Source organism: Verminephrobacter eiseniae EF01-2 (genome assembly GCF_000015565.1).
In the GTDB taxonomy this organism is placed as follows: domain Bacteria; phylum Pseudomonadota; class Gammaproteobacteria; order Burkholderiales; family Burkholderiaceae_C; genus Acidovorax; species Acidovorax eiseniae.
The window spans coordinates 5,497,142-5,522,942 of sequence record NC_008786.1 but is presented as its reverse complement, the minus strand read 5'-3'; the positions used below and the strand labels follow the sequence as shown (position 1 = coordinate 5,522,942).

Annotated in this window: 23 protein-coding genes and 1 pseudogene; 13 read left to right on the top strand and 11 right to left on the bottom strand. The window is 66.5% G+C overall.

What is annotated here, in order from left to right; all coding sequences use genetic code 11:
• Positions 1-4 precede the first annotated feature (4 nt).
• The 7 genes from cphA to VEIS_RS24180 all read left to right on the top strand — a co-directional run bounded on the left by cphA (position 5) and on the right by VEIS_RS24180 (position 8,598).
• Entirely contained in the window at positions 5-2,593 is a 2,589-nt protein-coding gene (cphA, locus tag VEIS_RS24205; protein WP_041951269.1) for a cyanophycin synthetase, read from the top strand.
• 29 nt (positions 2,594-2,622) lie between these two features.
• A complete protein-coding gene (locus VEIS_RS24200) occupies positions 2,623-3,126 on the top strand; it encodes a CreA family protein (RefSeq protein ID WP_041951268.1) in 504 nt (167 codons plus the stop codon).
• A gap of 760 nt (positions 3,127-3,886) precedes the next feature.
• On the top strand, positions 3,887-6,178 hold the full coding sequence (locus tag VEIS_RS24195; RefSeq protein ID WP_011812651.1) for an Ig-like domain-containing protein: 2,292 nt from the start codon (positions 3,887-3,889) through the stop codon (positions 6,176-6,178).
• Between the two features lie 237 nt (positions 6,179-6,415).
• On the top strand, positions 6,416-6,562 hold the full coding sequence (locus VEIS_RS30075) for a hypothetical protein (RefSeq protein WP_198137935.1): 147 nt from the start codon (positions 6,416-6,418) through the stop codon (positions 6,560-6,562).
• A gap of 148 nt (positions 6,563-6,710) precedes the next feature.
• Complete coding sequence (gene queC / locus VEIS_RS24190; protein WP_011812650.1) at positions 6,711-7,424, top strand: 7-cyano-7-deazaguanine synthase QueC; 714 nt, start codon at positions 6,711-6,713, stop codon at positions 7,422-7,424.
• A 72-nt stretch (positions 7,425-7,496) separates the two neighbouring features.
• Entirely contained in the window at positions 7,497-7,946 is a 450-nt protein-coding gene (locus tag VEIS_RS24185) for a YybH family protein (RefSeq protein WP_011812649.1), read from the top strand.
• A gap of 112 nt (positions 7,947-8,058) precedes the next feature.
• The gene (locus tag VEIS_RS24180; RefSeq protein WP_041951267.1) at positions 8,059-8,598 is read left to right on the top strand and encodes a DUF2946 family protein; all 540 of its coding nucleotides are present in this window, start codon (positions 8,059-8,061) and stop codon (positions 8,596-8,598) included.
• A 27-nt stretch (positions 8,599-8,625) separates the two neighbouring features.
• Here the strand turns inward: VEIS_RS24180 and VEIS_RS24175 are convergent, their stop codons facing one another.
• Both VEIS_RS24175 and VEIS_RS24170 read right to left on the bottom strand, forming a co-directional pair.
• The gene (locus VEIS_RS24175) at positions 8,626-9,177 is read right to left on the bottom strand and encodes a c-type cytochrome (protein WP_011812647.1); all 552 of its coding nucleotides are present in this window, start codon (positions 9,175-9,177) and stop codon (positions 8,626-8,628) included.
• A gap of 159 nt (positions 9,178-9,336) precedes the next feature.
• Entirely contained in the window at positions 9,337-10,443 is a 1,107-nt protein-coding gene (locus VEIS_RS24170; RefSeq protein WP_011812646.1) for an NAD(P)/FAD-dependent oxidoreductase, read from the bottom strand.
• A 193-nt stretch (positions 10,444-10,636) separates the two neighbouring features.
• On the opposite strand from VEIS_RS24170, the gene VEIS_RS24165 reads away from it, so the two are divergent.
• Both VEIS_RS24165 and VEIS_RS24160 read left to right on the top strand, forming a co-directional pair.
• Positions 10,637-11,194: a flavodoxin family protein gene (locus VEIS_RS24165; RefSeq protein ID WP_011812645.1), complete on the top strand. Its 558-nt coding sequence runs from the start codon at positions 10,637-10,639 to the stop codon at positions 11,192-11,194.
• Between the two features lie 182 nt (positions 11,195-11,376).
• Complete coding sequence (locus tag VEIS_RS24160; protein ID WP_011812644.1) at positions 11,377-12,762, top strand: M24 family metallopeptidase; 1,386 nt, start codon at positions 11,377-11,379, stop codon at positions 12,760-12,762.
• A 17-nt stretch (positions 12,763-12,779) separates the two neighbouring features.
• On the opposite strand, the gene VEIS_RS24155 is transcribed toward VEIS_RS24160, so the two are convergent.
• The 8 genes and pseudogenes from VEIS_RS24155 to VEIS_RS24125 all read right to left on the bottom strand — a co-directional run bounded on the left by VEIS_RS24155 (position 12,780) and on the right by VEIS_RS24125 (position 20,570).
• Entirely contained in the window at positions 12,780-13,604 is an 825-nt protein-coding gene (locus VEIS_RS24155; RefSeq protein WP_011812643.1) for an ABC transporter permease, read from the bottom strand.
• Between the two features lie 8 nt (positions 13,605-13,612).
• Positions 13,613-14,809, bottom strand: coding sequence for an ABC transporter substrate-binding protein (locus VEIS_RS24150; protein WP_049774123.1), 1,197 nt, complete (start codon positions 14,807-14,809; stop codon positions 13,613-13,615).
• A gap of 16 nt (positions 14,810-14,825) precedes the next feature.
• Positions 14,826-15,836, bottom strand: a complete 1,011-nt coding sequence (locus VEIS_RS24145; protein WP_011812641.1) for a PQQ-dependent catabolism-associated beta-propeller protein — start codon at positions 15,834-15,836, stop codon at positions 14,826-14,828.
• A gap of 1 nt (position 15,837) precedes the next feature.
• Positions 15,838-16,605: an ABC transporter ATP-binding protein gene (locus tag VEIS_RS24140; protein ID WP_011812640.1), complete on the bottom strand. Its 768-nt coding sequence runs from the start codon at positions 16,603-16,605 to the stop codon at positions 15,838-15,840.
• A 163-nt stretch (positions 16,606-16,768) separates the two neighbouring features.
• Positions 16,769-17,230 (bottom strand): annotated as a pseudogene (locus VEIS_RS31405) (tripartite tricarboxylate transporter substrate-binding protein); the annotation flags it as partial.
• 103 nt (positions 17,231-17,333) lie between these two features.
• Positions 17,334-18,173: a substrate-binding domain-containing protein gene (locus VEIS_RS24135; protein ID WP_232287984.1), complete on the bottom strand. Its 840-nt coding sequence runs from the start codon at positions 18,171-18,173 to the stop codon at positions 17,334-17,336.
• Between the two features lie 83 nt (positions 18,174-18,256).
• A complete protein-coding gene (locus VEIS_RS24130) occupies positions 18,257-18,661 on the bottom strand; it encodes a c-type cytochrome (RefSeq protein WP_041951264.1) in 405 nt (134 codons plus the stop codon).
• An 82-nt stretch (positions 18,662-18,743) separates the two neighbouring features.
• Positions 18,744-20,570 carry a methanol/ethanol family PQQ-dependent dehydrogenase gene (locus VEIS_RS24125; protein ID WP_011812637.1) on the bottom strand — a complete coding sequence of 609 codons (1,827 nt, stop codon included), beginning with the start codon at positions 20,568-20,570 and terminating at the stop codon, positions 18,744-18,746.
• A gap of 343 nt (positions 20,571-20,913) precedes the next feature.
• Here VEIS_RS24125 and VEIS_RS24120 point away from each other — a divergent pair, with 343 nt between their 5' ends.
• Genes VEIS_RS24120 through VEIS_RS24105 form a run of 4 tightly spaced genes read left to right on the top strand, consistent with a single transcriptional unit; the run spans position 20,914 to position 24,028 of the window.
• Complete coding sequence (locus VEIS_RS24120) at positions 20,914-21,354, top strand: hypothetical protein (protein ID WP_041950328.1); 441 nt, start codon at positions 20,914-20,916, stop codon at positions 21,352-21,354.
• The gene (locus VEIS_RS24115) at positions 21,355-22,320 is read left to right on the top strand and encodes a Bug family tripartite tricarboxylate transporter substrate binding protein (RefSeq protein WP_011812635.1); all 966 of its coding nucleotides are present in this window, start codon (positions 21,355-21,357) and stop codon (positions 22,318-22,320) included.
• A gap of 5 nt (positions 22,321-22,325) precedes the next feature.
• On the top strand, positions 22,326-23,555 hold the full coding sequence (locus VEIS_RS24110; protein ID WP_011812634.1) for an aconitase X: 1,230 nt from the start codon (positions 22,326-22,328) through the stop codon (positions 23,553-23,555).
• Complete coding sequence (locus tag VEIS_RS24105) at positions 23,552-24,028, top strand: aconitase X swivel domain-containing protein (RefSeq protein ID WP_011812633.1); 477 nt, start codon at positions 23,552-23,554, stop codon at positions 24,026-24,028. Before VEIS_RS24110 ends, VEIS_RS24105 begins: the two co-directional genes overlap by 4 nt.
• Before the next feature lie 51 nt (positions 24,029-24,079).
• Here VEIS_RS24105 and VEIS_RS24100 read toward each other — a convergent pair whose 3' ends face one another.
• The gene (locus tag VEIS_RS24100) at positions 24,080-25,402 is read right to left on the bottom strand and encodes an MFS transporter (RefSeq protein ID WP_011812632.1); all 1,323 of its coding nucleotides are present in this window, start codon (positions 25,400-25,402) and stop codon (positions 24,080-24,082) included.
• Between the last annotated feature and the right edge of the window lie 399 nt (positions 25,403-25,801).

Genomic DNA, 25,801 nt, shown 5'->3' with positions numbered 1-25,801 from the left:
GCCCATGGAAGTATCCCGAACCCGAGCGCTGCGCGGCCCGAACCTGTGGAGCCGCCACATGGCCATCGAGGCGCTTGTCGACTGCGCGCCCGCCGAGCGGGCCGTGGGCCGGATGACCGGCTTCGAGGCGCGGCTGCGCGCGCTGTTTCCGGCCATTGGCGCGCTGCACCCCGAAGGCGGCGACAGCGACATCACGCTGGCCCATGTGCTGCAAGCTGCCGCGTTGGCATTGCAGGCGCAGGCCGGCTGCCCGGTGAGCTTTGCGCGCACCACGGCCACCACCGAGGCGGGCCGGTATCAGGTGGTGGTCGAGTACAGCCAGGAGGCCGTCGGACGCCAAGCCTTTGCCGACGCGCAGCAACTCATCGAAGCCGCAGCAGGCCGTGGCCGCTTCGACGCCGCCGAGGCCGTGGCCGCCTTGCGCGAGCTCGATGCCGAAGAGCGGCTGGGGCCGAGCACCGGCGCGATCGTCGAAGCCGCGCTGGCCCGTGGCATCCCCTACCGGCGCCTGACCCGGGGCAGCCTGGTGCAGTTTGGCTGGGGCGCCAGGCAGCGCCGCATACAGGCCGCAGAGATCGACAGCACCAGCGCCGTGGCCGAATCCATCGGCCAGGACAAGAACCTGACCAAACGCTTGCTGCACGCCGCCGGTGTGCCGGTGCCGCTGGGCCAGCCTGTGCACAGCATCGGGCAAGCCTGGGACGTTGCGCTGCAAGTGGGCCTGCCAGTGGTGCTCAAGCCGCAGGACGGCAACCAGGGCAAGGGCGTGACGGTGAACATCGGCGAGCGCGCCCAGCTCGAGGACGCCTACCGCAATGCCGCCCGGCATGGCACGGTGATGGTCGAGCGCTTTCTGCCCGGCCATGACTTTCGCCTGCTGGTGGTGGGCGAGCAATTGGTGGCCGCCGCGCGCCGCGACCCGCCGCAGGTGCTGGGCGACGGCGTGCACAGCGTGCGCGAACTGGTCGAGCAGGTCAACCAGGACCCGCGCCGTGGCACGGGCCATGCCACCGCGCTGACCAAAATCGCGCTCGACGACATCGCCGTGGCCCGTCTGGCGCTGCAAGCGCTGACCCCGGACTCGGTGCCCGCCAAGGGCCAGCGCGTGATCTTGCGCAACAACGCCAACCTGTCGACCGGCGGCAGCGCCACCGATGTGACCGAGGACGTGCACCCCGAAGTGGCCGCCCGCGCGGTGGCCGCCGCCCGGATGGTGGGCCTGCATATCTGCGGCGTCGACATGGTGGCCGAGACCGTGCTGCGCCCGCTGGAAGAACAAGGCGGCGGCATCGTCGAGGTCAACGCCGCCCCCGGCCTGCGCATGCACCTGGCGCCCTCGTATGGCAAGCCGCGCAACGTGGCGCAGGCCATCGTCGAGCGCCTGTACGCCCATGGCGACGACGGGCGCATCCCGGTGGTGGCCGTGACCGGCACCAACGGCAAGACCACCACGGCGCGCCTGATCGCCCAATTGTTCACGGCCCAGGGCCTGCGCGTGGGCATGACCAACACCGATGGCGTGTATGTGAACGGGCGCCAGATCGACAGCGGCGATTGCAGCGGCCCGAAAAGCGCGCGCAACGTGCTGTTGCACCCCGAGGTGGACGCTGCGGTGTTCGAGACCGCGCGCGGCGGCATCTTGCGCGAAGGACTGGGCTTCGACCGCTGCCAGGTGGCCGTGGTCACCAACATCGGCACCGGCGACCACCTGGGCCTGAACTACATCACCACGGTGCAAGACCTGGCCGTGCTCAAGCGCGTGATCGTGCAGAACGTGGCCCCCGGCGGCTATGCGGTGCTCAACGCCGCCGACCCCATCGTCGCCGCCATGGCCCCGGCCTGCCCCGGCAAGGTGATCTACTTTGCCGGCGGGCGCCACCACCCGGTGATGGTCACGCACCGCGCCCAGGGCCACCGCACCGTGTATGTCGATGGCGACTGCATCGTGGCCTCGGAAGGCTCGTGGCGCGAGACCATCCATCTGCGCGACGTGCCGGTCACGCGCAACGGCACGATCGCCTTCCAGGTCGACAACGTGATGGCCGCCGTGGCCGCCGCCTGGGGCGTGGGCCTGCCGTGGCAGACGCTGCGCCGTGGCCTGTCGGGCTTTGTCAACGACAGCGACAACGCCCCCGGGCGCTTCAACATCATGGACTACCGGGGCGCCACCCTGATTGCCGACTACGGCCACAACCCCGATGCGATGCGCGCGCTCGCCAGCGCCGTCGAGGCCATCGACGCCGCATCCGGCAAGCGCCGCAGCGTGGTGATCAGCGCCGCCGGCGACCGCCGCGACGAAGACATCCGCCAGCAGAGCGCGATTTTGGGCGCCGCGTTCGATGAGGTCATCCTGTACCAGGACGCGGCCCAGCGCGGCCGCAGCGACGGCGAAGTGATGGCGCTGCTGCGCCAAGGCCTGATCGGCGCAGCGCGCGCGCGCCACATCGAAGAAATCCACGGCGAATTCAACGCCATCGACACCGCGCTGGCGCGGCTGCAACCGGGCGACCTGTGCCTGGTGCTGGTCGATCAGGTGCAGCAGGCCCTGGCCCATCTGACCCGGCGCTGCGCCGAAGCCGCCGCAACCCCATGATCGACACCATGACCGACCCGACCGACACCATGACCGCCCCGGCATCGACCCGCAGCCGCAAAATCACCGCCGCCGCATTGCTGGCCTTGGCCGCAGCGACCGGGCAGGCCGCATCGGGCGAGAAGATCGGCGCCGTGGACACGGCGTTCCAATGGATCGGCCGCGACCACGACATCATCGTCGAAGCCTATGACGACCCGGGCGTGCAGGGCGTGACCTGCTACGTCTCGCGTGCGCGCACCGGCGGCATCAAGGGCACGCTGGGGCTGGCCGAAGACCGCGCCGAGGCATCCATCGCTTGCCGCCAGGTCGGGCCGATCCGCTTTCCCGAACCGCTGCGTCAACAGCAAGAGGTGTCCAGCGAACGCATGTCGATACTGTTCAAGCGCCTGCGCATCGTGCGCATGGTCGATGCCAGGCGCAACACGCTGGTCTACCTGACCTACTCGGACAAACTCGTCGACGGCTCGCCCCAGAACAGCGTCACCGCCGTGCCGGTGGACCCGGCGCAGCCCATCCCCGTGCGCAAATGACCGGATGCGCGCCGATGCCGGGCCTGGACCGGTAGCCGGCAACCCTGCGGCAGCCGGCCAACCCTGCGCCGCCGTCGTCTGAAACACCTCCCTGGCCGTCGCCGGCGGGGTGCATGTGCCGTGCCTGACCCCGGGCATGGGCCTGGGCCATTCCGGTGGCAAAACCAACCGTATCGAGGCGCATGGCCATGCGCCGTCACCGGTCGCGCAGTCCCGTGAGGGCATGCGCGCCGCCGGCGCCTGCCGGCAAGGCCAGGCGCCGGGCATGCGCTGCCAGGGCCATCGCATCAGAGCAGCAGAACTTCCACCGCCTGCGAAGCAATGGACGGCGGAATGCGGTCATCCCAGGCTGCGTGCCCGATCTCGGCGCGCACGGATACGCACAGATGGCGTGGGAGTCTGGCCGGGCTTGACCCAGTGGGGCCTGTAGCGGCGCAGGGTGGCCGGATTCGCGGCAGCGTTGCCCTTGCGGACCCGGCATGTGTCCTCGCCCAAGGTCATGTCCAGCGACCAATGCCACCGTGATTGCGGATGGCCGGAGATCAAATTGATATGTCTTGGTCTTCCAAATTGCCGGTTTTGGCATTACCATCGCGACACTTTCAATGTTTCGAGTTGTCAAAGATGTCACGCGCTGTCTCCGGACAGAAAAGGAACTTCGCTGACACGCTTGCGCTGTGGTGCTGGCCACGGCGGATGACCGAAGCCCGATCGACCCCCTCTTCATCCCACCAATCCATTCCATCGAAAGGAACACACCGTGGCCCACAGCATCTACATGAATGACTCCGCCCTCAAAGCCGGCGAAACGGCGAGAGTCACCGTCTTCATCGACAACACGTACAACCCGGTATTGCGATGCACAGGGGTGCACCTTCGGCTCGATGGCCTGGACTTTTCGCAGGCCCCTGGCACGGTGGAATATGTGACCAGCGCAACGCTCGCCGGGGGTACCAATTACTACTTCGACCTCACCCCCACCCCGAACACGCAGAACGCCGGCGGCACCATCCGCATGAGCATTCCCGCCGCAGGTGACCGCCCTGCCAGCAACCTGATCAAGACCTACACCGCCGACACACAGCGGCCCACTCTCGCCTCCACCTACCGACTCTCGCCCGACTGCGACTTGAGCGCCGGCGATACAGCCACCATCACCTTCAGCTTTTCCGAGCCGGTCACCGGCTTGATCATCGATGACCTGACGATACCGACGGGCAAGGGCACGCTGAGCGACCTGCGCACCACCGACGGCGGCACCAATTGGACGATAGACCTGAGGGCGCCGGCCACCTTGCCGGCCAACACCCCTGAGGATGTCCAGATCACCGTCAACATGGACGGCATCACCGATGCTGCGGGCAACGCGGGCACGGGAAGCGCAACCCTTGCCACCTACAGCCTCGGCAACAAGCCGCCCAGCATCGTCTCTGTGGTCGGCCCCAGCTCCATCGTCTTGGAGGACACCGACGTCACCATTACCTTCACCTTCAGCGAGGCAGTCACCGGCTTCACGTTGGCCAACATCAATTTGGACAACTCCAGTGCCTCTCCCTACATCACCTTCAGCCCGAAAGCGCCGGTCAGCGCAGATGGTGGCCGCACCTGGACCATCACCTACCATGCCAGTCCGCATGTCGCGGGTGATTCCACCAACACCGTCAGCATCCGCAACCTCGATGGCGTGCGTGACCTCGCAGGCAACGCCGCAGTGCCTAACTCCAGCGCCAGCACCGACAACTACGAGGTCGACGCCGTGGATCCCCATCCCACCAGCGCCACGTTTGACAAAGCGCGCCTCACCGCTGGCGAAACCGCCACCGTCACCGTCACCTTCAACGAGAGCGTCAGTGACTTCACCGAAGCTGCCATTCAGATCGCCAACGGTTCTGTCAGCGACCTGACGCCGGTCGCCGGCTCCGACAACCGCATCTGGACAGCCACCTTCACCCCCACGGCCGACCTGGCGCGCACCAGCAGCGAGATCAGCATCGAGCTGGACGGCCTCAGAGATCGCGCCGGCAACGTCAACAGTGGTATCCAGCCGTTCTACGACTCCACCATCGCCATCGACACCAAGGTCTTTGCCGTCAACGACGCTACGGTGAACGGCAGGCAATTGGTCTTGCGCTACAGCGATGAAACCGCGCTGGACCCGGACCAGGCACATAACGCGCCCAACGATGCCTTTGTGGTGCTGGTCGATGGTGTGCGCAACGATGTCGCCGGCGTGGCCGTGGATGCAGCGGCCAAGACCATCACGCTGACGCTGGTCAACGCCGTGCGCGGGGGCCAGCGGGTGAGCGTCGCCTACAACGACCCCAGCACCGGCAACGACCTGCAAGCGGTGCAGGAAGCCGGCACCGGCACCACCAGCGGCCACGACGCGGCCAGTTTTGCGGCCAGGTCGGTGACCAACCTCAGCCCGGATAGGATTGACGACGATACGTCGACGCCGGACTCCGACCACGACAGTGTGCCCAACGTCCAGGAGGACCAGGCCCCCGGTCTGCTGCGCCCCGATGGCTCGGCCGGCCCGGATGGCGACGGCAACGGCGACGATGTCCAGGACAGCCAGCAGGCCGCCGTCGCTTCGACCCGCGACCTGACCCTGGTGGCCGGCAGCCAGGACGGCAAGCTGATCCCCGACAGCAACGCGCGCATCAGCGAAATGGCGTTCAACGAACCCCCCGCCAATCAGCCCAAGGGCATGGAGACGCCGATCGGACTGACGCAATTCAAGGTCGACCTGACCGAAGGTCACAGCACCGAGAGCTTCAGCCTGTACGTAGACCAGGCGCTTGGCGTCAACGGCTTCTGGGTCAAGGACAGCGCCGGCACCTGGGTGAACCTGGCCAGCGAACCCTACGGCGGCAAGGTGGCCAGCGAAGGCGGGCGCACGCGGCTGGACTTTCAGATCGAGGATGGCGGCCAGTACGATGCCGACGGCCAGGCCGATGGCAACATCACCGCCCTTGGCGCCGCAGCGAAGATGCCGCTGTCCATCGTCGGGCAGGCGCCCCAGGTCGAGTCGCATGGCTTTTGGTACTGAGGGCACTGATGGCACTGAGGGTTGCGCAGGCGCCAATTGCGCTGATGCCTGACAACCCGCTGGCAGACCCGGCGGGCGATGACGGCGCCGCGCCTGCGTTGCAGCCGTTCGCTCGTTGGCGATTGCCAGGCCAGCGCCCGATCGCCTTGCATGCGCTGCATGGCGCAGCAAGGTTGACGCTTTGGCATCGGTACAATCGCGCAGATGCCAAGCCCCCCAAACCCCTGGAGCGCTCAGATGTCCGACCCCCACCACTTGCCAGCCCCCGCAGCGCCATCGGACGACCCGGTGGAGAGCATCGTCCCGGTCGTCCCGCTGGTGCTGCCGGTGGTGGGCGGCATCATGATGTTCCTGCTGGCCTTCATCGCCGTGACGATGGCCTGAACGAGCCTTCTTCGGGGGGCTGATGCCTGCCTTGATCTCGTCCGCGCCATCCACCCACCCGCAGGGCTTGGTGCTGGTCGTGAATGCCCTCTTGCATCTCCGTTCGCGCTTTGTGCTCCCGCCACGGGGATGAAGCGCCGCGCACCCCATGAGAGCCGGACACGCACTCGTTCTTTTCTCCGGCGGCCAGGACTCCACCACCTGCCTGGCCTGGGCGCTGACGCAGTTTGCCCACGTGGAGACCATAGGCTTTGACTACGGCCAACGCCACCATGTCGAACTGCAAGCGCGCCAGACCGTGCTGGCGGCGATCCGCTCGCGCTTTGCGCAATGGCGCGAGCGGCTGGGCGCAGACCACATGATCGATCTGTCCGTGCTGGGCCGCATCAGCGACACCGCACTGACGCGCGACAGCGCCATCCAACTGAGCGCCGCCGGCCTGCCGAACACCTTCGTGCCGGGGCGCAATCTGCTGTTCTTCAACCTGGCCGCCGCCGTGGGATACCGGCGCGGGCTGCACACGCTGGTGGGCGGCATGTGCGAGACCGATTTTTCCGGCTACCCCGACTGCCGCGACGACAGCCTCAAGGCCCTGCAGGTGGCCGTGTCGTTGGGGCTGGGGCAGCGCTTTACGTTCGAGACGCCGCTGATGTGGCTGGACAAGGCCGCAACCTGGGAACTGGCCCGCTCCCTGGGCGGGCAGGCTCTGGTGGAACTGATCGTGCGCGATTCGCACACCTGCTACCACGGCGTGCGCGGCGTATTGCATGCCTGGGGCCATGGCTGCGGCACCTGCCCGGCCTGTGTGCTGCGCCAGACCGGCTACGATCGCTGGCAGGCCCGCCCGGTCGCTGCACCGTAGTTTTTTCTCCATGACCCAGGAAACGGGCGCAGTCCACGCCGAGGACGCCGCATCTCAATCCATTGCACCACCATGACCCATGCCCGATCGAAAACCGTCCCCCTCAATGGTTCTCCGGACGAGACCGAATCTGCGTTCTACGAGGCCCTGCGGCATGGCGACATCGAGGAACTGATGGCCTGCTGGTCGGACGATGACGACATCGCCTACGTGCGGCCCAGCGGGTCGCGCCTGCTGGGCGCCGGCGCCATCCGTGACGAGTTCACGGCGGTGTTTGCCAAAGGCCCCGTGGTTTTGCGGCGGATGCAGGTCAACCGCGTGCTGACCCTGTCGAGTGCCGTGTACAGCGTGGTCGAGCAGTTGCGGCTGACGCAGCCCACCCCGCGCCTGGCCGTGTTGCTGGTCACCACCGTGTACCACAAAACCCCGCAGGGCTGGCGCATGGTGGTGCGCCATTCCAGCCCCGGCAGGCTGCCCGCCGCGCATGTGATCGACACGCCGCGCCCTGCGCTGCTGCACTGAACTGCCTGTGCTGCGGCGCAGGCCGGCACCTGTGGCCATCCGGACAGGTGGTGCCATGGTGGCCGGCAGCACGCAAAGCAGCAGCAGGCAGCAGAGGCAGCACAATCGGCCCATGGATGACATCGTCAAACAGGCATTGGCCAAATGGCCCCAGGTGCCCGACTGCTATGGCTGGCTGGGGCTGGATATGCGCGGTCGCTGGTACCTGCGCGATGACGCTGCGCAGGCGGGCGGCCCGTTTGCGCAGAGCAAAGGCGCGCTGTTGCAGCATGACAAGCTGATCGCGTTCATTGCGCGCAATTACGAGCCTGATGCGCAGGGGCGGTGGTTCTTCCAGAACGGGCCGCAGCGCGTGTATGTGGAGTTGGCGCTCACGCCCTGGGTGTGGCGCTTGCAGGCCGATGATTTTTCCGTGCTCAGCCACACCGGCCGCAAGGCCGTGGCGCTCGATTGCCTGCTCGATGCGCAAGGCCGCGTTTATCTGGCCACGGATATCGGCGTCGGCCTGGTGCACACGCTGGATGTGGGCATTGCCGCAGAGGCGGTGGCTGCCGGGCATTGGACGCCCCGGCCGGTGCTGGCCGAGGAACTGCCGGCACGCTATCGCTACACCCCGAGCCCCTGCGCATTGCGGGATGCGGGCAGGCGCTGACGCCGGGGGAGGTGCCCCGGCTGCGCGCTACTTGGCGGCAGCGGCGGTGGATTCGGTCGCCGGTGCGCTGGCTGCGGCGGCCGGGGCCGCAGGTTCCTCGAAATGGGCGCCGGCCGTATTGGCCATATGAACGACGGCGCGGGCGATTTCGGTGTCACTGAAGTCGCCGCCTCCCTGCGGGGCCATGGCCCCCTTGCCCTTGAGCGCAGAGTGCAGCAGCGCATCGAGGCCGGTCTTGATGCGCTCGGACCAGGCAGCGGTATCGCCCAATTTCGGCGCACCCGCTACGCCGGCGGCGTGGCAGGTCATGCATTGCGTCTTGAACACCTCTTCGCCGCTTTTGAGCGGGCGGTTGGCATCGCGGATTTCGACAGCGCCGACCTTTTGCAGGCGCTCGGCAATGGCGCGCTCGGGATTGGCAGCGCCGGCAGCGGGCTGGTCGGCCGACGCGACATACAGCACCAGGCCAATGATGCCAAAGATCGGAATCAGAAACGAGAAAAGAACCGCAGCCAGCAATTGCCTGGGGTTCTTGATCGGGCCGATATGGGCTTCTTCTTGGTGGGGGGTGTCGCTCATGACGTCCTCAGGAGTATCGGGGGCTTGAATGTCATCAATCCGAAAGTATATCTGCGGGGCCGGTGCGTCCGGCGGCAATTCGCGCAACGCGCGCAACGGCCGGCGGCGCCGGGGCTGCGCCGGCGCGTGGCGGCGCTGTGCCTGCGGCGACACCGGCCGTCAGGCCACGGCGAGCGCCAGTTCCAGCCCCGAGACGAAAGCATCTTCCAGCCGGTGCCCCAGGCACCAGTCGCCGCAGACGCCCAGGCGCAGGTCTGCGTCCCACAGATGGCTGCGGCCCAGGGGGCGGGTGGTTTGGGCGTGGCGCCAGCGGCGCGTGTCGGCATGCGCCGGTTCGGCGCGGATGCCGGTGACTTCGGCAAAGGCTTTGATCAGCTTGGCCTGCACGCGGGCCGGGTCGTCTTCCAGATGTTCGGCCGACCAGACGGGGCTGGCCTGCACGGTCCAGCGCTCGATCACCTGGCGGCCGGGCTTGGACGATTCGCGCGCCAGCCAGGCAATGCGGTGGTGCGTGCTGCGCGCGGCATTCCATTGCGGGCCGAGCGTGGTCAGGCCCGGGCGCACGGCCTGGGGGTAGGCGAGCATCAGCGTCCAGCAGGGGGCCGTGGTGACAGGCTCCAGCGCGTCGCTCAGGAAGCTGCTGCGCCCCGCGTTCTCGAGCAATGCCTGCGCCGGCAGCGGGGGCTGGGCCAGCAGCACGGCATGAAAGCCGGCATGGCTTTGTCGGCTGCCATCGGGGCCTTCGGTGCGCAGCTTCCATCGGGGGTGGGCCGGCGCGCGGGACGGGTCATGCTCGGGTTCGATGCGCGTGACGCGCGCGCCGGTCATGAGCCGATCGGCTTGCCGCAGCGGCTCGGCCCAGCGGGCCACCAGCGACTGCATGCCCGGGCTGGCCACCCAGTGCGCTTCGCGCCGGGGCAGACCGCTGGCGGTCACGCGCCCTGCGGCGTCGAGCATTTGCACGGCGTTGGCGCTCCAGCGTCTGCACAGGCCGGGCAGCATGTCCACGGCCTGGGCAAAGCGCGGATCGCGCACGGTGAAATACTGGGCACCGGCGTCAAAGCTGCCAAACGGGGTGTCGATGGTGGCGGTGCGGCCGCCGGCCTCGGCGGATTTCTCGAACACCGTGACCTCGTGCCCGGCCTGCGCCAGCGTGCGCGCGCAGGTGATGCCTGCCATGCCCGCGCCGACGATGGCGAAATGGCGCGGGGTTTTGCCGGCAGGCGTGTTGCGCCGCAGCCGTGGGGCGGGTGGGGAGATGCTCATGGAGGGCCTTTCGGTGCCGGGCGGCAATGCCAAACCTGGGTATGGTCACTCTACAGCACGGCAAAGGCCGGGCGCCTGAAAATGGCGGCGGCTTTCCAGCAGTGCGCGCCCTGCGGGCCGGGCCAGTCCCGCCGATCCGGCCCCGGTTCATGGGCGCGTTTTTTCGTTCCCTTGCACCATCAGGAGTCGTTTCATGGCAGAGATTGCAGTTGTCTTCCACTCTGGCTACGGTCACACACAGCGCCTGGCACAGGCCGTGGCCGAGGGCGCTGGCGCCCGGTTGATCGCCATCGATGCCGCAGGCGATGTGCCCGCAGCGGGCTGGGAGACCCTGGCGGGCGCCAGCGCCATCATCTTTGGCTCGCCCACGTACATGGCAGGCCCGAGCTGGCAGTTCAAGAAGTTCGCCGAGGCCTCGTCCAAGCCCTGGTTCAGCCAGGCCTGGAAGAACAAGCTGTTCGCGGGCTTTACCAACAGCTCCAGCATCCAGGGTGACAAGCAGGTGACACTCGACTATCTGTTTCACTTGGCGATGCAGCATGGCGGCCTGTGGGTCGGCCCGGGCATGATGCCGGCCAACTCCAAAGCGGCAACGCGCAACGATGTGAACTGGATCGGCAGCTTCAGCGGTGCGATGGCGCAGTCACCGTCGGACGCCTCTGCGGCCGAGATGTTTGCCGGCGATTTGCAGACCTGCAAGCAGTTTGGCCAGCGCGTGGCCGAGATCGCGGCCAGGATCGGCCGCATCTAGACAAGTGCCGGCGGCGCGGCCTTCGGAGCAAACCCAAGTAACATGGGCAGACAGCCCGGTGCGATGGCCGACCTGAGGGTACTGATGGTCGCCTGACGCCGACCCGCAGACCGCGCAAGAAGCCGCGACCCAAGGCCAGCCATCGACCCGCCCCGAAGCAACATACCCAAGGACCCGATGGCATGAGACAGCCCGTTTTGCAGGAACCGGATTTTCCGGATGTTTCACTGGTGGAAGATTACGCCGAATTGGGGGCCGACCTGTTTGCCCGGCGTTTCCAGGCGCTGCATGAGAAGATGGATGAGCATTCCATCGGGTATCTGGTGATTTATGCCGATCGGGAGCATGCCGCCAATTTCAGATACCTGATGAATTTCGAGCCGCGCTTCGAGGAAGCGATCCTGGTGGTGCCGTTGAAATCCAGGCCGGTGGTTTTCCTGGGCAATGAGAACCGGCTGGTACCGAATCATTTCACCAGGGTCGAGCATGAGGTGGTGCATTTTCCTTCACTGAGTCTGCTCGATCAGCCACGGATCGGCAGGAATTCCTTCAAGGATTACCTGATGCAGATGGGGATCGGAAATGATGCCCGCATCGGCATCGTCGGCTGGAAGTATTTCACCAGGGCTGACGGCATGGAATCGGCTTTCGAAGTGCCGCACTACCTGGTTGAAACACTGCGTTCCCTGGTCGGGCAGGCCAATGTGGAAAATGCCACTGCGCTTTTCATGCACGCCGGCCATGGCCTGCGCAGTGTCGTGGAGCCGGCCCAATTGGCAGAATATGAATATGCCGCATGTCTGGTGTCCGGGTCGGTGCTTGCGGTGCTCGATAACGTGCAGCCAGGGCAGAGCGAACTGGCCCTGGCGCGCCATTTTCAGACGCGGGGGCTTCCGGCCTGCTGCCATCCGATGCTTTCCGTCAAGGAAAAAGCGCGTCTGGGACTCCCGAGTCCCTCGACACAACGCATCGACCGGGGTGATTTTCTGACGGTCGCCCTGGGCCTCAGAGGCGCACTCAGTTGCCGCGCCGCGTATGTCGCGGGCGGCCCCGATGACATGCCGGCGGACTGCCGGGACTGGGTCGGGCAAGTGGTGCGTCCGTACATGAGCGCCGCATATACCTGGATAAAAAGCCTGAAGGCCGGCGTCACCGGCGGTGAAATATACCAGGCCATCGAGCAGGCATATCCCCGGGAACGCCATGGCTGGCCGCTGAATCCCGGGCACCTGATCGCAGACGACGAATGGGTGTCTTCGCCGATTTACCAAGGCTCGACCATCGCCATCAAGTCGGGAAGCTATATGCAGCTCGACATCATACCGGCGCCGGCCAGACCCTGGTTCGGTGCCAATATCGAAGATGGCTATTACGTGGCAGACAGCAGTCTGCGCCAGCAACTGGCGGCGCAGCACCCCGCGCTGTATGCCCGCATGCGGCAGCGCAGAAGCTACATGATGGAAAAGCTCGGATTTTCCGTCAGTGAGGATTTGTTGCCGGTCAGTCCCGGCTGCGGATATTACCGCCCTTATCTGCTGGATAAAAGAAAGGCTTTTGTCTTTGAATGAGCGGTGGCGGCGCCGTTTCAACGGCCGGCGCGCAGGTCGCGCGCTGCCCGGGCCACGCCGCGCTGCGGGTCGTAGCCCCGCAGTGCGAGTGTGAAGAACAGCGCCGCACAGCCTGCCACCACCGCCAGGCTGCTCCATTGCGCCTGGCCGTACAGCGCGAAGCGGATGGCTTCGACCGCGTGCGTGAACGGGTTGGCGCGCGCCAGTTGGTAGACGATGGTGGCGCCCGATTCCTCCAGCTTCCACAGCGGGTAGAGGGCCGAGCTGATGAAGAACATCGGGAAGATCACGAAATTCATCGTGCCGGCAAAGTTCTCCAACTGCCGCACATGCACCGATAGCAGCAGGCCGAGCGCGCCCAGCATCAGCGCCGCCAGCGCCATCACCGCCAGCGCGCCCGGCAGGTCTTGCCATGCGAACGTCACGCCAAAGCCTAACGCCACCAGCAGGAAGGCCAGCATTTGCAGCAAGGACAGCAACATGCCGCCGAGCAGTTTGCAGGCCAGCAGCCAGCCGCGCGGCAGGGGGGCTGTCAGCAGCAGCAGCATCACACCCATCTCGCGGTCGTACACCATCGCCAGCGAGGACTGCATGCCGTTGAACAGCGCGATCATCGCGAGCAGCCCCGGCGCCATGTAGACCTTGTATTCGATATAGGTCTGGTAAGGCGCGATGATGGCCACCCCGAAGATGTTCTGGAAACCGGCGGCAAACACCAAAAACCACAGCAGGGGCCGCACCAGCGACGAGAGCATCCGGCCAGGCTGCTGGAAGAACTTGCCTATCTCCCGGCCCGCCACCGCCCGCAGCGCGCGCATCCGATGCGTGACGGGGTGGGCCATCGCCTGCTTCAACGGGCTTTGCGGCACGCTGTTTCCGGGGCATCCGCACCGAGCGTGTCGAGGTCGTTTTTCGGATGCAGGAAGCCCTCCAGCGGCGCCGTGGCGATCACGCCATCGGGGTGGGCCAGAAACAGCGGCTGGCGCAATTGCCCGTCCCAGGGGCGAAAGCTCAGGCGCGGCCCTTTGAAGCCGTCGAGCACCACTTCGCCGGAGATCAGCGCCTCGCGCTGCCGGGCAAAGCCCGCTTGGGGCCAGAGCGTCACCGCTGCCACCACTGCTTTCACGGCGGCCCAGGCGGCCCAGTCGAAGCTGGTCATCGGCCGGCCGGCCGATTTGCCAAAGCGCCGGCTCAGTTGCGGCCCGCCGTTGCGCTCCCAGGCCCAGTGCCAGGCTTGCGCGGTCAGGCCGTTGGCGCCGGCCACCGGGCGCGGCAACGCGCTGGCATAGGGCAGCGAGCGGGCAAATTCGCCGGCGCTGTCGGCGACCACGATGGCGTCGTAGTCGACCCCGGTGGTCAACAGGTTCAGGTTGGACAGGTCGCGCTCGCGCGGGTCGTTGGACAGTTTGAACGGGCGCTGCGCGGACCAGGCCACGCCGAAGCGTTTGGCCGATTGCAGGAATGCGGCCTGCTGCTGCCGGTCCGCCGGCAGCGGGCCATGCAACAGCAGGCCCTTGCGCCATTTGCGCGCGGCCAGGTATTGCAGCAGCGCGTCGCTGCGCATGCGCAGACTGGGCAGGGTGTGCAGCAGATGGGGCGCGCAGTCGGCGCCGCGCAAGCTGTCGTCGTCGGCAGAGACGTTGAGCAGCAGCGCCTGCGCCGCCGCAGCGGCCCGGGTGGCCTGCACCACGGCAGGCGCGGGCAGGTCGAGCACGAAATACTGCACGTTCTGGCGCAGCAGATCGCTCACGGTGGCGGCGATGTCGGCGGCGGCACGGACTTCGATCGGCTCCAGCACCAATGTCACGCCGATGGCATCGAGCGCGAAGCGCGATTCGGCGGCGGCGACCTTGGCGCCATCGAGCGGACGCCCTTCGGGGTGTCCCGGGTAGCGTTTTTCCAACTGCCGGCGGTCATAGCGCGGATCGTCGGCCAGCGACACCACGGCGATGCGCACTGGCGGCGCGGCTGCGGCCCAGGAGCACAGGCAGGCCAGCAGCCATGCCCATGCCCATCGGCCGTTGCGCAGGAACCCGTTTTTGCGCATGCCCGGCCTGCCGGTTTCAATCATCGATCACCACCGAATGCGGCACCCGCCCGACCCGGATGGTGGCGATTGCCTTGTTGCTTGCGGTGTCGACCACGCTCACATCGTCGGACAGGCCATTGACCACATACAGCAGGCGGTTGTCGCGGGTCAGCCCCAGGCCCCAGGCCCGCTTGCCGACCAGGATGTAGTCTGTCGCGCGCTTGCTCGCGGTATCCACCACGGCCACATGGTTGGCGCGGCCCAAGCCGACATAGGCGCGCTTGCCGTCGGCGGACATGATGATGCCGACCGGCGTGATGTTGTCGATGCGCAAGCCCTTGGGCGCGAACTCTATGGTCTGCGCAACCGTCAGATGGTCGGTGCGGATCACGCTCACGCTGGCGCCGAGTTCGTTGCTGACCCATAGCTCCTTGCCGTCCGGCGTCAGGGCGAAGCGGCGGGGCCGGTTGCCGACCTGTATGTTCTTGACCAGCTTGCGCGTTGCGACATCGATGACATGAACCATGTTCGCCACCTCGGAGGTGACATAGACATGCTTGCCGTCGGCGCTGGCCTTGACGCCTTCAGGCTCTTCGCCGACTTCGACCTCGAACAGCTTCCTGCCGGAAGCCACATCGAAGGCCGACAGCAGCGCATCGTCCTCGTTCGATACATACAGGGACTTGCCGTCGGGGCTGAGGTCGAACAATTCCGGGTCCTCGCCGACCGACAGTGTGTCGACCGTCTTGCGGCTGGCGACATCGATCACGTCGATGCGGTGGTCGTCGCTGCAAGCGACGTACAGGCGGCTCCGATCCGGCGACAGTTGCAGGTGGCGCGGCCGTTTGCACTGCGCCTGGGTGCCCGTCACCTGGCGCGTGTCCGCCCGGATCAGGGTCAGGCTGTCGTCCTTCTCGTTCGAGACGAAGATCTGGCCGGTGCCGGCGCTCAAGGCCAGCCCGGGGGCCAGGCAGAGCCCGGCCAACAGTGCCCGCAGGCGGGCCGGCAACGCAGAGGGGGGCGTGATTTCGGTCATGTCGGTCATTTCAGTGATCGTTGGCAGTCCCGGTCAGGGACAGGAATGCGGCTTCCAGGCTGGCGCCGCCGGTGGTACGCAGCAGTTGCGCCGGCGCGCCGTCGAAGCGCACCAGGCCGTGGTGCAGCACCACGACGCGGTCGCTGACTTCGACCTCCGGCACCAGATGCGTAGCCCAGAGTATGCCCACTTGGCTGTGCGTCGCCAGGCGCCGCGCCTCGGTGACGATCTGCATGCGCGAGCCAGGATCGAGCCCCACCGTGGCTTCGTCCATCAGCAGCAGATCGGGCTGGTGCAGCAGCGCCCGCATCAGTTCCACCTTGCGCCGGTTGCCGCCCGACAACTCACGCACCCGCGTGCGGCGCCGCTCGCCCAAGCCCAGGCGCGCAAGCAGCGGCGCCATGCGGGCGTTTGCCTGCTGGCGCGACAAGCCATGCAGATCGGCATGAAAGCGCAGATTGGCCTCGACCGACAGATCGAGATCGATGGCCGGTTGCTGGAACACGATGCCGATATGCGCCAGCGCCTGGACCGGCGCCGCACGCATGTCGGCGCCCATGACGCTGACCTGGCCCTCGTCCTGGACAAACAGTCCGGTGAGGATTTGGAACAATGTGGTCTTGCCCGCGCCGTTCGGGCCGAGCAAGGCCACGAATTCGCCGCGCCGCACGCGCAGCGACACGCCGGCAAGGGCCGACCGGGCCGCAAAGCGCTTGTGCACGCCTTGGCAGTTCAGCGCGTCGGCTGCGGTTTCGGCAAGGGCTGGCACAGTGGTCATGGCGGGTGGCAATAGTCACGGCAGCGCCTGCGGCGTGATTCCGAGGCCCAGGCGTTCGACGAATGCGCGTTCCTTGGCCCGGGCACGCTCCAGGTAGGCTTGGGGACTGCTGCGTGTTCAGGTAGCTCGGTTCCGGGTCGTATTGGGCCAGCTCGGCGACATGGCGGGGCTGGAACAGCGCGTGATGGAACGCATCGTGCCGGCGTTTGACGATATGCGGCCCGGCGCCATACGGCAGACCGATGCCGTATGGCGCATTGTAAACGGCACCCGGAAACCCCCGTTCCTCCACGGCCGGCACCTCTGGCCAGCGCCTGGAGCGGGTGGCGCTGCATACGGCCAGCAAACGCATCTGCCCGCAGTCCACGAACGGCGCGAAGCCGGTGGAGTCGACGTCGACCATCAGCGCATGGTTGGCCACCGCCAGCATCTGGTCGGCGGTGCCGCGATAGGGCACATGCACGTAGCAGATGCCGCTGCGCGAGAGTATGTCTGCCATGCCCGGATGCGCCGTGGTGCCGACCCCGGTGGAGCCGACCGTTAGTTGCCCCGGATGGGCGCGGCCCCAGTCGAGCAGCGGGCTGTCGGCCGGCACCAGGATGCCAAAGGTGACGCCCGAGATCATCAGCACCGGCTGGATGTCGCGCAGTGGCTGCCAACTGGTTTTTGCTGGTGCGGCAGCCGGTACGGCGTCAGCGGCAACTGGCCGATGGGGTGTGCTGCACGCCTTACGGTGCCGAGCCGCCGGCCACCGGCCCGACAGCAACCGGATGGCCTCGTTCGTCCACCAACGGAATCCGGTAACTGGCCAAAATCGCATCGATCTTCTCCTGGTTGCCTGCAATCCAGCGATCGACCTCGTCCTTCCACTCCTTTTCGCCAAAGCGCACGCCCATTGCGATCCGGTAGTCGAACTTGATCTGCGCATCGGGCTGAAACGGCAGCATCACCCAGTCGCCCGCGCCCGCATGCTGGCGCGCCAGGTACCCGGCAATAGGCCCCCACAGAATGGCGATGTCGATCTTGCCGGCCAGCAAGTCGCGCTCGACCACGCCGCCCGGCACCTCGTCGGGGTCGCCGCTTTGCTGCTGATAGACCACGGCCTGCTCGAACAGTTGGTGGCGCAGCAGCCAATCGACCGACGGCGCGCGCGAGAAGATGCCAAAGCGCAGCTTGCCCAAGGTCTCGGGCGGCAGTTTCAGCAGGTCCTGCGGCGTGGCCAAGCCGCGCAGCGCGTCGCGCTGGCGGAACACCAGCGCATAGGTCGAGTGCATATAGGGCCGCGTGTTGGCCGTCAGTTCATAGTCCTTGGGCACGCCAATGATCAGGTCGCATTTCCACTGGCCGGTATCGGGGTCCTTGGCCCGCAGGGTGTTGCGCACGAAGCCCATGCGCTGCGGGAAGAAGGTGTAGACGAGCCTGCGGCCCAGATCCTGGGCCATGGCCCGGGCGATCTCGTTCTCGTAACCTTCGCCGTGCCGGTTCGACGACGGCAGGCTGTTCGGGTCGGCGCAGACGCGCAACGGTCCGTCCGCTGGCGCTGCCGGCGCTGCCGCCGTCAGCAGCATCAGCGCCGTTGCCAGCAGCAATCGCAGGTTTCGCATCGTCGGCTCCTGTGGTGCGGTGTCCGGCGCGCCGGACCGGTCATCGTTTATTTGTCGGCCGGGTAGACACGGCCCGGCATGATCTTGCCGTCCGAGCGGCCCTTCAGGTAGGCATACAGGTTTTGCCAGTTCTTTTGCATCGCATCGGAAGCTGCGAAATTCGGCATGCCTTTGTCGATCTTCCCTTGCATCACCAAATCGTGGAACGCATCGGGCGATAGCTTCTTGAGCGACTCCAGCAGCGAGGGGCCGACCAGGCCCTCTTGCTGCGCGCCATGGCAGCGTTCGCAGGCCAACGCGCGCCAAGTTTTCCAGCCTTCCAGGGTCTTGGCGTCGACCTTGTTGCCTTCAGTCACCTGATACAGGGGTTGCGCGCTTTCGCCCTTGCCCTGGGCCGCGCACAGGCTGCAAGCGAGCAGCGCAAGAATGATCACGCAGGAGGAGCGCAGCATGTCGATCAAGTCTTTATTGGTAAAGCAGATGCAGGGCGGCAACGCTTGGGGTGGCCGCCCTGCACGCCGATTGCGTGCCGGTTCAGGAACCGGTTGCTTGGCTGTTGCTCGGCAACGCAAAGATGAACAAGGTGCCGCCGAGATCGGTGTACTTGGCCAGGTCCCTGTAGCCGCCGACTGCGCCCAGGCCATCGGAGGAATTCTCCAGCCCGGCCGCCATGCCGATGCCGGCCCAGCCGCCGATGCCCGAGTAGACGCCGACATACTGCTTGCCTTCGAACAGATAGGTGAAGACGTTGCCAATGATGCCGGAGGGGGTCTTGAACTTCCAAAGCTCCTTGCCGTCCTTGATGCTGACGGCCTTCAGGTAGCCTTCCAGCGTGCCGTAGAACACGATGTCGCCGGCCGTTGCCAGCGCGCCGGACCAGACCGAAAAGCGCTCCGGCTTGGACCACAGGATTTTGCCGGCGGCCGCATCCCAGGCAATGAAGTTGCCCATGCCGCCGTGGCTTTTCGGCGTCGGGTACATCGCCAAGGTGGCGCCCACATAGGGCTGGCCTGCGGTGTATTCGACCTGGAAGGGCTCGTAGTCCATGCAGACATGGTTGGTCGGCACCAGGAAGATGCCCGACTTGCGGTCGTAGCTCATCGGCTGCTGGTCCTTGGTCCCGAGCGCCGACGGGCAGATGCCCTTGACGTTGACATCCGGCCCCGTGGTGGCGGGCGAATATTTGGCGTTGACGACCGGGCGCCCGCTCTTCATGTCGATCTTCGATGCCCAGTTGATGGTCGGGTCGAACTTCTCGGCCACCAGTAGTTCACCGGTTTCGCGCTGGAGCGTGTAGGCGTAACCGTTGCGGTCCATGTGCACCACGGACGGCACCTTCTTGCCCTTGATGTTCAGGTCGGCCAGCACGAGCTCGTTGACGCCGTCATAGTCCCACTCGTCGTGCGGCGTCATCTGGTACACCCACCTGGCTTTGCCGGTGTCGAGGTCGCGTGCGAACAGCGTCATCGACCACTTGTTGTCGCCCGGGCGCTGCGACGGGTTCCAGGTGCCCGGGTTGCCGCTGCCGTAGTAGACCAGGTTCAGCTTGGGATCGTAGGAATACCAGCCCCAGGTGGTGCCGCCGCCGAGCTTCCACTGGTCGCCCTTCCAGGTTTTGAGCGAGGAGTCCTTGCCGACCGGCGCCATCTTGCCGTCGGTCCAGGTCATCGTGGTGGCGGGATCGAACAGCATGTCCTCGTCCGGGCCGGTGCTGAAAGCAGTCCAGACTGTCTTGCCGGTTTTCAGGTCATAGGCGATCAGGCGGCCGCGCACGCCGAACTCGCCGCCGGAGATACCGGTGATGACCTTGTCCTTGAAGACATGCGGAGCGTTGGTATTGGTCTCGCCGATCTTGGGGTCGCCATTTTTGACGCTCCACACGACCTTGCCGGTGTGGGCATCGAGCGCCACCAAGGTGGTGTCGGCCTGCTGCAGCAGTATCTTGCCGTCGCCATAGGCCAGGCCGCGGCTGACGGTATCGCAGCACATCACCGGCACCACGTTGTTGTCCTGCTTGGGCTCGTACTTCCATTTGAAGGTCTGGTCCTTCAGGTTCAGCGCGATCACCTTGTTCGGAAACGGCGAGTGGATGTACATCGTGTCGCCGAACACCAGCGGCGAGCCTTCATGGCCGCGCAGCACGCCGGTGGACACCGTCCACGCGACCTGCAGGTTCTTCGCGTTGCCGGCATGGACCTGCTTGAGTTCACTGTAGCGGTGATTGGCGTAATCGCCCGCCTGCGCGGCCCAGTTGGCCGGGTTGGCGATCAGCTTGTCGAGCTCGGCGTCTGCGCGTGCGGTGATCGACGCGGTGGCTGTGGCCAGCATTGCCAGCCCCACCATCATGGTTCGGAATTTCATATGTCTTTGCTCCGATTGTCTCTACCTGACGGAATGTGGATACCGCTTTCTGCGCGCCGGGGGCAATGGCTGGCAATTGCTCTGCCGCTGGGCGCACGGGCCACGGGCCTGGCGGTCCCCCACTCGCAAAGCTTTGCAAAGGCGCCACGCAGTGCACCGCACAATCCATGCCCGAGTCGGATGGCCGCCCACAACGCGGGATTTGTTCACGGCATCGATCGGAATTTGTCCCGGGTCAGGGCCTCATTTGATGACAACCTGTGTCATAGCTGGATCAAAAGGATGGCGGCGCGGGTTCGGGCGGCGCCGTGGCGCGGTGGCGCGTGATTTGCATCACCGGCACATGCACAGCACATACCACGAGGATTCCCGACGCCTGCAAGGCAGCCGCTTCGGCCTGCGGCCACTGGCCTGTCTGCTGGCGGCATCGGCGATGGCGGCTGCCGGTGCGCAAACCGGTCAGAATCCATCCGCCCCCCCGGCCAACGACTATCCGACCAGCGCCCGCGTCGAGTACGTGGGCGAGTGCATGGCCAGGAACGGCGGCGCCTATGTGTACCTGCACAAGTGCTCGTGCGCGCTCGACCGGATCGCCGCCCAGTTGCCCTACGACGAGTATGTCGAATCGTCCACCTTCGCCAGGTACGCCACGCTCAGCGGCGAAGCCGGCGGGATATTCCGGGACCCGGAGCATGGCAAGCAGGCCGCCAAGCGCTATCGCGGCGTACAAAACGCTGCGCTGCGCGCCTGCGGCGTCTCGTTGGCAACACCGGCGCTGCGCTGAATGCACCGATTGAACAGAAGGCAGGTCATCGCCACGGCGCTGGCCTGCCCGGTGGCCGGCACGGCCCGGGCGCAAGACTATCCGGCCAGGCCGGTACGCATGATCGTTCCGTTCCCGCCGGGCGGACCCACGGACATCGTCGCGCGCCCCACCGCGCTGCTGCTGGGCCATGCGCTGGGGCAGCAGATCTTCGTGGACAACCGCGGCGGCGCGGGCGGCTCGATAGGGGCCGACTTCGTCGCCAAGGCCGCGCCCGACGGCTACACGCTGCTCATGGGCACCGTCGGCACCAACGCCATCAACGGCGCGCTCTACCCCAGGTTGCCGCACGACCCGATCGAGGACTTCACGCCCATCGCCAGCGTGGCCAGCGCGCCGGTGGCCATCGTCGTGCATCCCGACGCGGGCTTCGCAACGCTGGCGAGCCTTGTGGCCATGGCCAAGGCCGCGCCCGATGCCATTCAGTACGGCTCGGCCGGCGCGGGCACGCCGGGCCACCTTGCCGGCGCGATGTTCTGCAGCACGGCGGGCATCGGGATGCAGCACATCCCGTACAAGGGCAGCGCCCCGGCGATCACCGACCTGCTGGGCGGGCAGATCAAGGTGATGTTCGATCCGCTGCAGTCGGTGCTGCCGAACGTGGCGGCGGGCAAGCTCAAGGCGCTGGCGCTCACGAGCCGGCAGCGCTCGCCGCTGTTGCCTGCGGTGCCCACGGTCAGCGGGTCGGGCTGGCCCCACTTCGAGTCCACGGCGTGGTGGGCCGTGTTCGCACCGGCGCGCTTGCCGGCCGGCATCACCACGCGGCTGCGCACGGCGCTCGAGAAGATCGTGCGCTCCGACGACTACCGCAGCAAGCTCGGCAACGTCGGCGTGCAACCGCTGAGCGTGCCGCTGGCCGAGTTCCAGAAATCAGAAACCGCCAAGTGGAGCGTCGCCGTGCGCAACGCTGGCATCGCCCTCGAGTAAGCACCATGATCCTCGATGATGAAGAACAGGCCATCCTCGGCGGCGCGCTGGGCGTCGTCGCGCAAACGGCCCTCGGGCACCAGATCGCGGTGGGCGATTTCTTCGGCGCGAAAGACTTCGTGCCCGTCACGCAGGCGCACATCATGGCCGACACCGAAAGCCTCGGCCAGGCCGGCGTGCAATGGCTGGAGCGGCTGGCCGATGCGCAAGAGGGCGGCGTGCGCATCCCCACCATCACCGATCCGCGCGGCACCGATTTCAGCAAGGCCGGCGACCTGGGCCAGGCCGACTGGATGCTCGAATTGGAGCGCCGCGCCATCAGCGCCTTCGAGCGGCTTGGCGTGAGCATGACCGACACCTGCATCAACTACCAGACCGTGCTGGCGGCCACCCGCGGCGAGCATGTCGCGTTCGGCGACACGGGCGTGGTGATCTATTCGAACTCGGTGGGCGGTGCGCGTTCGAACTTCGAGGGCGGTCCGTCGGCCTTGTCTGCGGGGCTGACGGGCCGCACGCCGCGCTACGGCTATCACCTCGACGCAAGCCGCCAGGCCACGCTGCGCATCCGGGTCGGCTGGACGCCGCGCGCGCTCGATGACTGGGGCGCGCTGGGCGGCGTGATCGGCCGGCTGGCGGGCAACTACTGGGCCGTGCCGGTCGTCGAAGGCCTCGACACCGCGCCCACATCGGACGAGCTCAAGCACTTCGGCGCCGCGATGGCGAGCTTCGGCTCGACCGCGCTCTATCACCTCGTCGGCATCACGCCCGAAGCCTTCACGCTCAAGGATGTCGGCGGCGACCGTCTGCCCGTCGCGCACCGCATCGGCCAGGCCGACGTGGCGGCGCTGCGCAGCGGCTACGCCGGCGAGAAAGGCGTCGACGTGGTCGTGTTCTCCGCGCCGCAACTGAGCATCTACGAGCTGCGGCAGCTTGCGGCGCTGTGCAAGGGGCGCAGCTTCAGGCGGCCCTTGCTGGCCATCACCAGCCCGCAGGTCAAGCCCGACTGCGACCGCTTCGGCTACACCAGGCTCATCGAATCCGCCGGCGGCATGGTGCTGTCGGGGATGTGCTTTTACCAGTCGTATGCGCGCGAGATGGGCCAGGCCAAGGGCTGGAAACGGCTGGCCACGAACAGCGCCAAGCTCGTCAACATCCTCGGCGGCTACGGCTACGCCCCCATGCTGGCGTCGATGCAGGAATGCGTGGACGCCGCCGAAACAGGGGAACTGAAATGATGGAATTCATCGCCCGCCATGCCATGGGCGAGAAGGTGTCGGGCACCGCGCTCGTCGCCAACGACGGATTCTCGGCGCGCTACGACCTGAACCGATGGACCGGCCTGTTCTCGCGGCCGGCGCACAAACTGGTCGGGCTGTCGTATGTCGACCGCATCCTGATACTCGACACCGCCAAGGGCGGCGTTGCGTCGGCCTGGATGCTGCACGAAATGAAGTCGCGCCACATGGCGCCCAAGGCCATCGTTTTCAACACGGTCAACACGATCCTCGCGCAGGGCGCGGCGTTGGGCGGCATTGCGCTGCTGGCGGGCTTCGATGTGGATGTGACGGCGGCCATTGCGCATGGGTCCATCGTCGAGGTCGACCCCGGGGCGCGGATGCTGCGCGTGCTGAAGGTCGGTGACGGCACGGTCGCTGCGGCGCAGTCCGGGCAGCGCACGGAACCGGTCGTGCGCGTGCAAGGCCGCTGACGAAGGCTGCCGGGGCGCAAGCGCGTTCCGGATGGCTGACTGCACGCAGTTTCAGCACGCGCGCATCCCTGCCCGCTGCCGGTGCCGCGGCTCCTCGATGCGCAGGACCATGGCCAGCGCAAGCGTCTTGAAGGCCAGCGCCATCCAGAAGATCGGCGCATAGCCCAGTTGCGTGGCGATGATGCCGCCCACCAGCGGGCCGATGGCCATCATCAGGTGCGAGGCCGTGTCGGAGATGGCGATCAGCATCGGCAGTTCGTGCGCCTTGCCGAATTCCAGCACGAAGTTCTGCGCGGCCACCTGGTAACCGCCGAAGCCCGCACCCAGCCCGCAGAAGGCCAGCAGGAACAGCGGCAGCGAGCCGCCCAGGACCAGCAGCAGCGTGGCACCGCACCACATGCACACGCCCAGGATAAAAACGAGCCGGTAGCCATGCCGGTCCGCGATGCGGCCCCAGGCCAGGTTGCTGATCATTTGCGACAGCAAAAAGGCCAGTGAGAAATAGCCCAGCGTGGCGCCCGACAGGCGCACGAACTGGCCCGCGTGCAGGATGTAGAAAGGCACGGCGGACGTGCCCAGCGCCGCCAGCGCGCGCGCGAAAAAAAAGCGCCGGTAATGCGGATCGGCGCGCAGCAGGCCGGGCACATCGGCCAGGCGCTGCATGAAGCGCGAGGGCGAGGCCCGCACCGTCAGCGACTTGGGCTCGCGCACGAAGGCCAGCGCGCTGATGCCGATGCTGGTCAGGATGAAGGCCAGCATGAAGGTGGACGCATAGCCGTTGCCGAAGGCGTTGGAGCCGACCAGGTACTCGCCGCCCAGGTAGGCCACGCCCGAGGCCGTGAGCCCGCCCAGGAAGTTGCGCATGCCCGTGAGCCGGCCGCGCTGCGTGACCGGGATCACCTTGGACATCAGCACGTTGAAGGTCACACCCTGCACACCGCCGAAGAAGCCGAACAGCGCCAGGAACACGCAGGCCGCCCCCAGCGCCCAGGAGCCTGAGAGCACGAAGGCACTGAGCGCCAGACCCAGGATCTGCAGCCGCATGAGCCAGCCGACCGCGTAGACGACGCGCATCACCTGGTTGCGGTGTTCGATCAGCGTGGCGCCCCAGATGGAGGACAGGGTCATGCCCAGGAACTGCGCACCCAGGGCCAGGCCCACGGCCAGCTTGGAGCCCGACAGCATGTAGATGTAGGCCGGCACGAAGGTCGGCGCGCTCATGAGCCGGAACCCGGTCATGCCCAACATGCCATGCGCCAGGTTGGCTGCGAAGTTGCGCGGCAGGTCGCGCAGCACCTGCGCGTCGTACCGGGCCTCGTCGCTGGCGGAACTGTCCGGTGTGGCGGTCGCGTTGGGGTCACGGTGAGAAATCATGGTGTCGGTACGTTTTTACGGCAGCCGCGCCGCCTGCGTTTCGAAAAGTCATTCATGGACAGGGACTTGGATCATCGATCTGCCGGATTCCGAATTCCCGTGAACGGAATGAGAAATAGGTACGTCTATTAGCTGTCGTGGTATATGCCATTGAATTCTTGTACAAGCTGCTGAATCGCACTTCTTCGGTAGAGTGTGCCACATTTTTTCAAAGTCGGTTTGTCTCGAAAAGATCTGGACGATCCGGTCAGATGGCCCTTCGAAGACCCGTTCCACCGAAAGTCCGGTCGAATTTCTAGGTGAATACCCTGGGAAACGGACTATGTCGACGGATTGTTTTGACAGAATTAGTGTTTTAGGTATCATCCATCTGCTTGACTCACCAGGGTGAGTGGACGG

What these genes read in the sequence shown, in the direction of transcription:
- cphA (WP_041951269.1), top strand. Translation starts at nt 5, where the DNA reads ATGGAAGTATCCCGAACCCGAGCGCTGCGCGGCCCGAACCTGTGGAGC.
- VEIS_RS24200 (WP_041951268.1), top strand. Translation starts at nt 2,623, where the DNA reads ATGACCGCCCCGGCATCGACCCGCAGCCGCAAAATCACCGCCGCCGCA.
- VEIS_RS30075 (WP_198137935.1), top strand. Translation starts at nt 6,416, where the DNA reads ATGTCCGACCCCCACCACTTGCCAGCCCCCGCAGCGCCATCGGACGAC.
- queC (WP_011812650.1), top strand. Translation starts at nt 6,711, where the DNA reads ATGAGAGCCGGACACGCACTCGTTCTTTTCTCCGGCGGCCAGGACTCC.
- VEIS_RS24185 (WP_011812649.1), top strand. Translation starts at nt 7,497, where the DNA reads ATGACCCATGCCCGATCGAAAACCGTCCCCCTCAATGGTTCTCCGGAC.
- VEIS_RS24180 (WP_041951267.1), top strand. Translation starts at nt 8,059, where the DNA reads ATGGATGACATCGTCAAACAGGCATTGGCCAAATGGCCCCAGGTGCCC.
- VEIS_RS24175 (WP_011812647.1), bottom strand. Translation starts at nt 9,177, where the DNA reads ATGAGCGACACCCCCCACCAAGAAGAAGCCCATATCGGCCCGATCAAG.
- VEIS_RS24170 (WP_011812646.1), bottom strand. Translation starts at nt 10,443, where the DNA reads ATGAGCATCTCCCCACCCGCCCCACGGCTGCGGCGCAACACGCCTGCC.
- VEIS_RS24165 (WP_011812645.1), top strand. Translation starts at nt 10,637, where the DNA reads ATGGCAGAGATTGCAGTTGTCTTCCACTCTGGCTACGGTCACACACAG.
- VEIS_RS24160 (WP_011812644.1), top strand. Translation starts at nt 11,377, where the DNA reads ATGAGACAGCCCGTTTTGCAGGAACCGGATTTTCCGGATGTTTCACTG.
- VEIS_RS24155 (WP_011812643.1), bottom strand. Translation starts at nt 13,604, where the DNA reads ATGGCCCACCCCGTCACGCATCGGATGCGCGCGCTGCGGGCGGTGGCG.
- VEIS_RS24150 (WP_049774123.1), bottom strand. Translation starts at nt 14,809, where the DNA reads ATGCGCAAAAACGGGTTCCTGCGCAACGGCCGATGGGCATGGGCATGG.
- VEIS_RS24145 (WP_011812641.1), bottom strand. Translation starts at nt 15,836, where the DNA reads ATGACCGACATGACCGAAATCACGCCCCCCTCTGCGTTGCCGGCCCGC.
- VEIS_RS24140 (WP_011812640.1), bottom strand. Translation starts at nt 16,605, where the DNA reads ATGACCACTGTGCCAGCCCTTGCCGAAACCGCAGCCGACGCGCTGAAC.
- VEIS_RS24135 (WP_232287984.1), bottom strand. Translation starts at nt 18,173, where the DNA reads ATGCTGCTGACGGCGGCAGCGCCGGCAGCGCCAGCGGACGGACCGTTG.
- VEIS_RS24130 (WP_041951264.1), bottom strand. Translation starts at nt 18,661, where the DNA reads ATGCTGCGCTCCTCCTGCGTGATCATTCTTGCGCTGCTCGCTTGCAGC.
- VEIS_RS24125 (WP_011812637.1), bottom strand. Translation starts at nt 20,570, where the DNA reads ATGAAATTCCGAACCATGATGGTGGGGCTGGCAATGCTGGCCACAGCC.
- VEIS_RS24120 (WP_041950328.1), top strand. Translation starts at nt 20,914, where the DNA reads ATGCACAGCACATACCACGAGGATTCCCGACGCCTGCAAGGCAGCCGC.
- VEIS_RS24115 (WP_011812635.1), top strand. Translation starts at nt 21,355, where the DNA reads ATGCACCGATTGAACAGAAGGCAGGTCATCGCCACGGCGCTGGCCTGC.
- VEIS_RS24110 (WP_011812634.1), top strand. Translation starts at nt 22,326, where the DNA reads ATGATCCTCGATGATGAAGAACAGGCCATCCTCGGCGGCGCGCTGGGC.
- VEIS_RS24105 (WP_011812633.1), top strand. Translation starts at nt 23,552, where the DNA reads ATGATGGAATTCATCGCCCGCCATGCCATGGGCGAGAAGGTGTCGGGC.
- VEIS_RS24100 (WP_011812632.1), bottom strand. Translation starts at nt 25,402, where the DNA reads ATGATTTCTCACCGTGACCCCAACGCGACCGCCACACCGGACAGTTCC.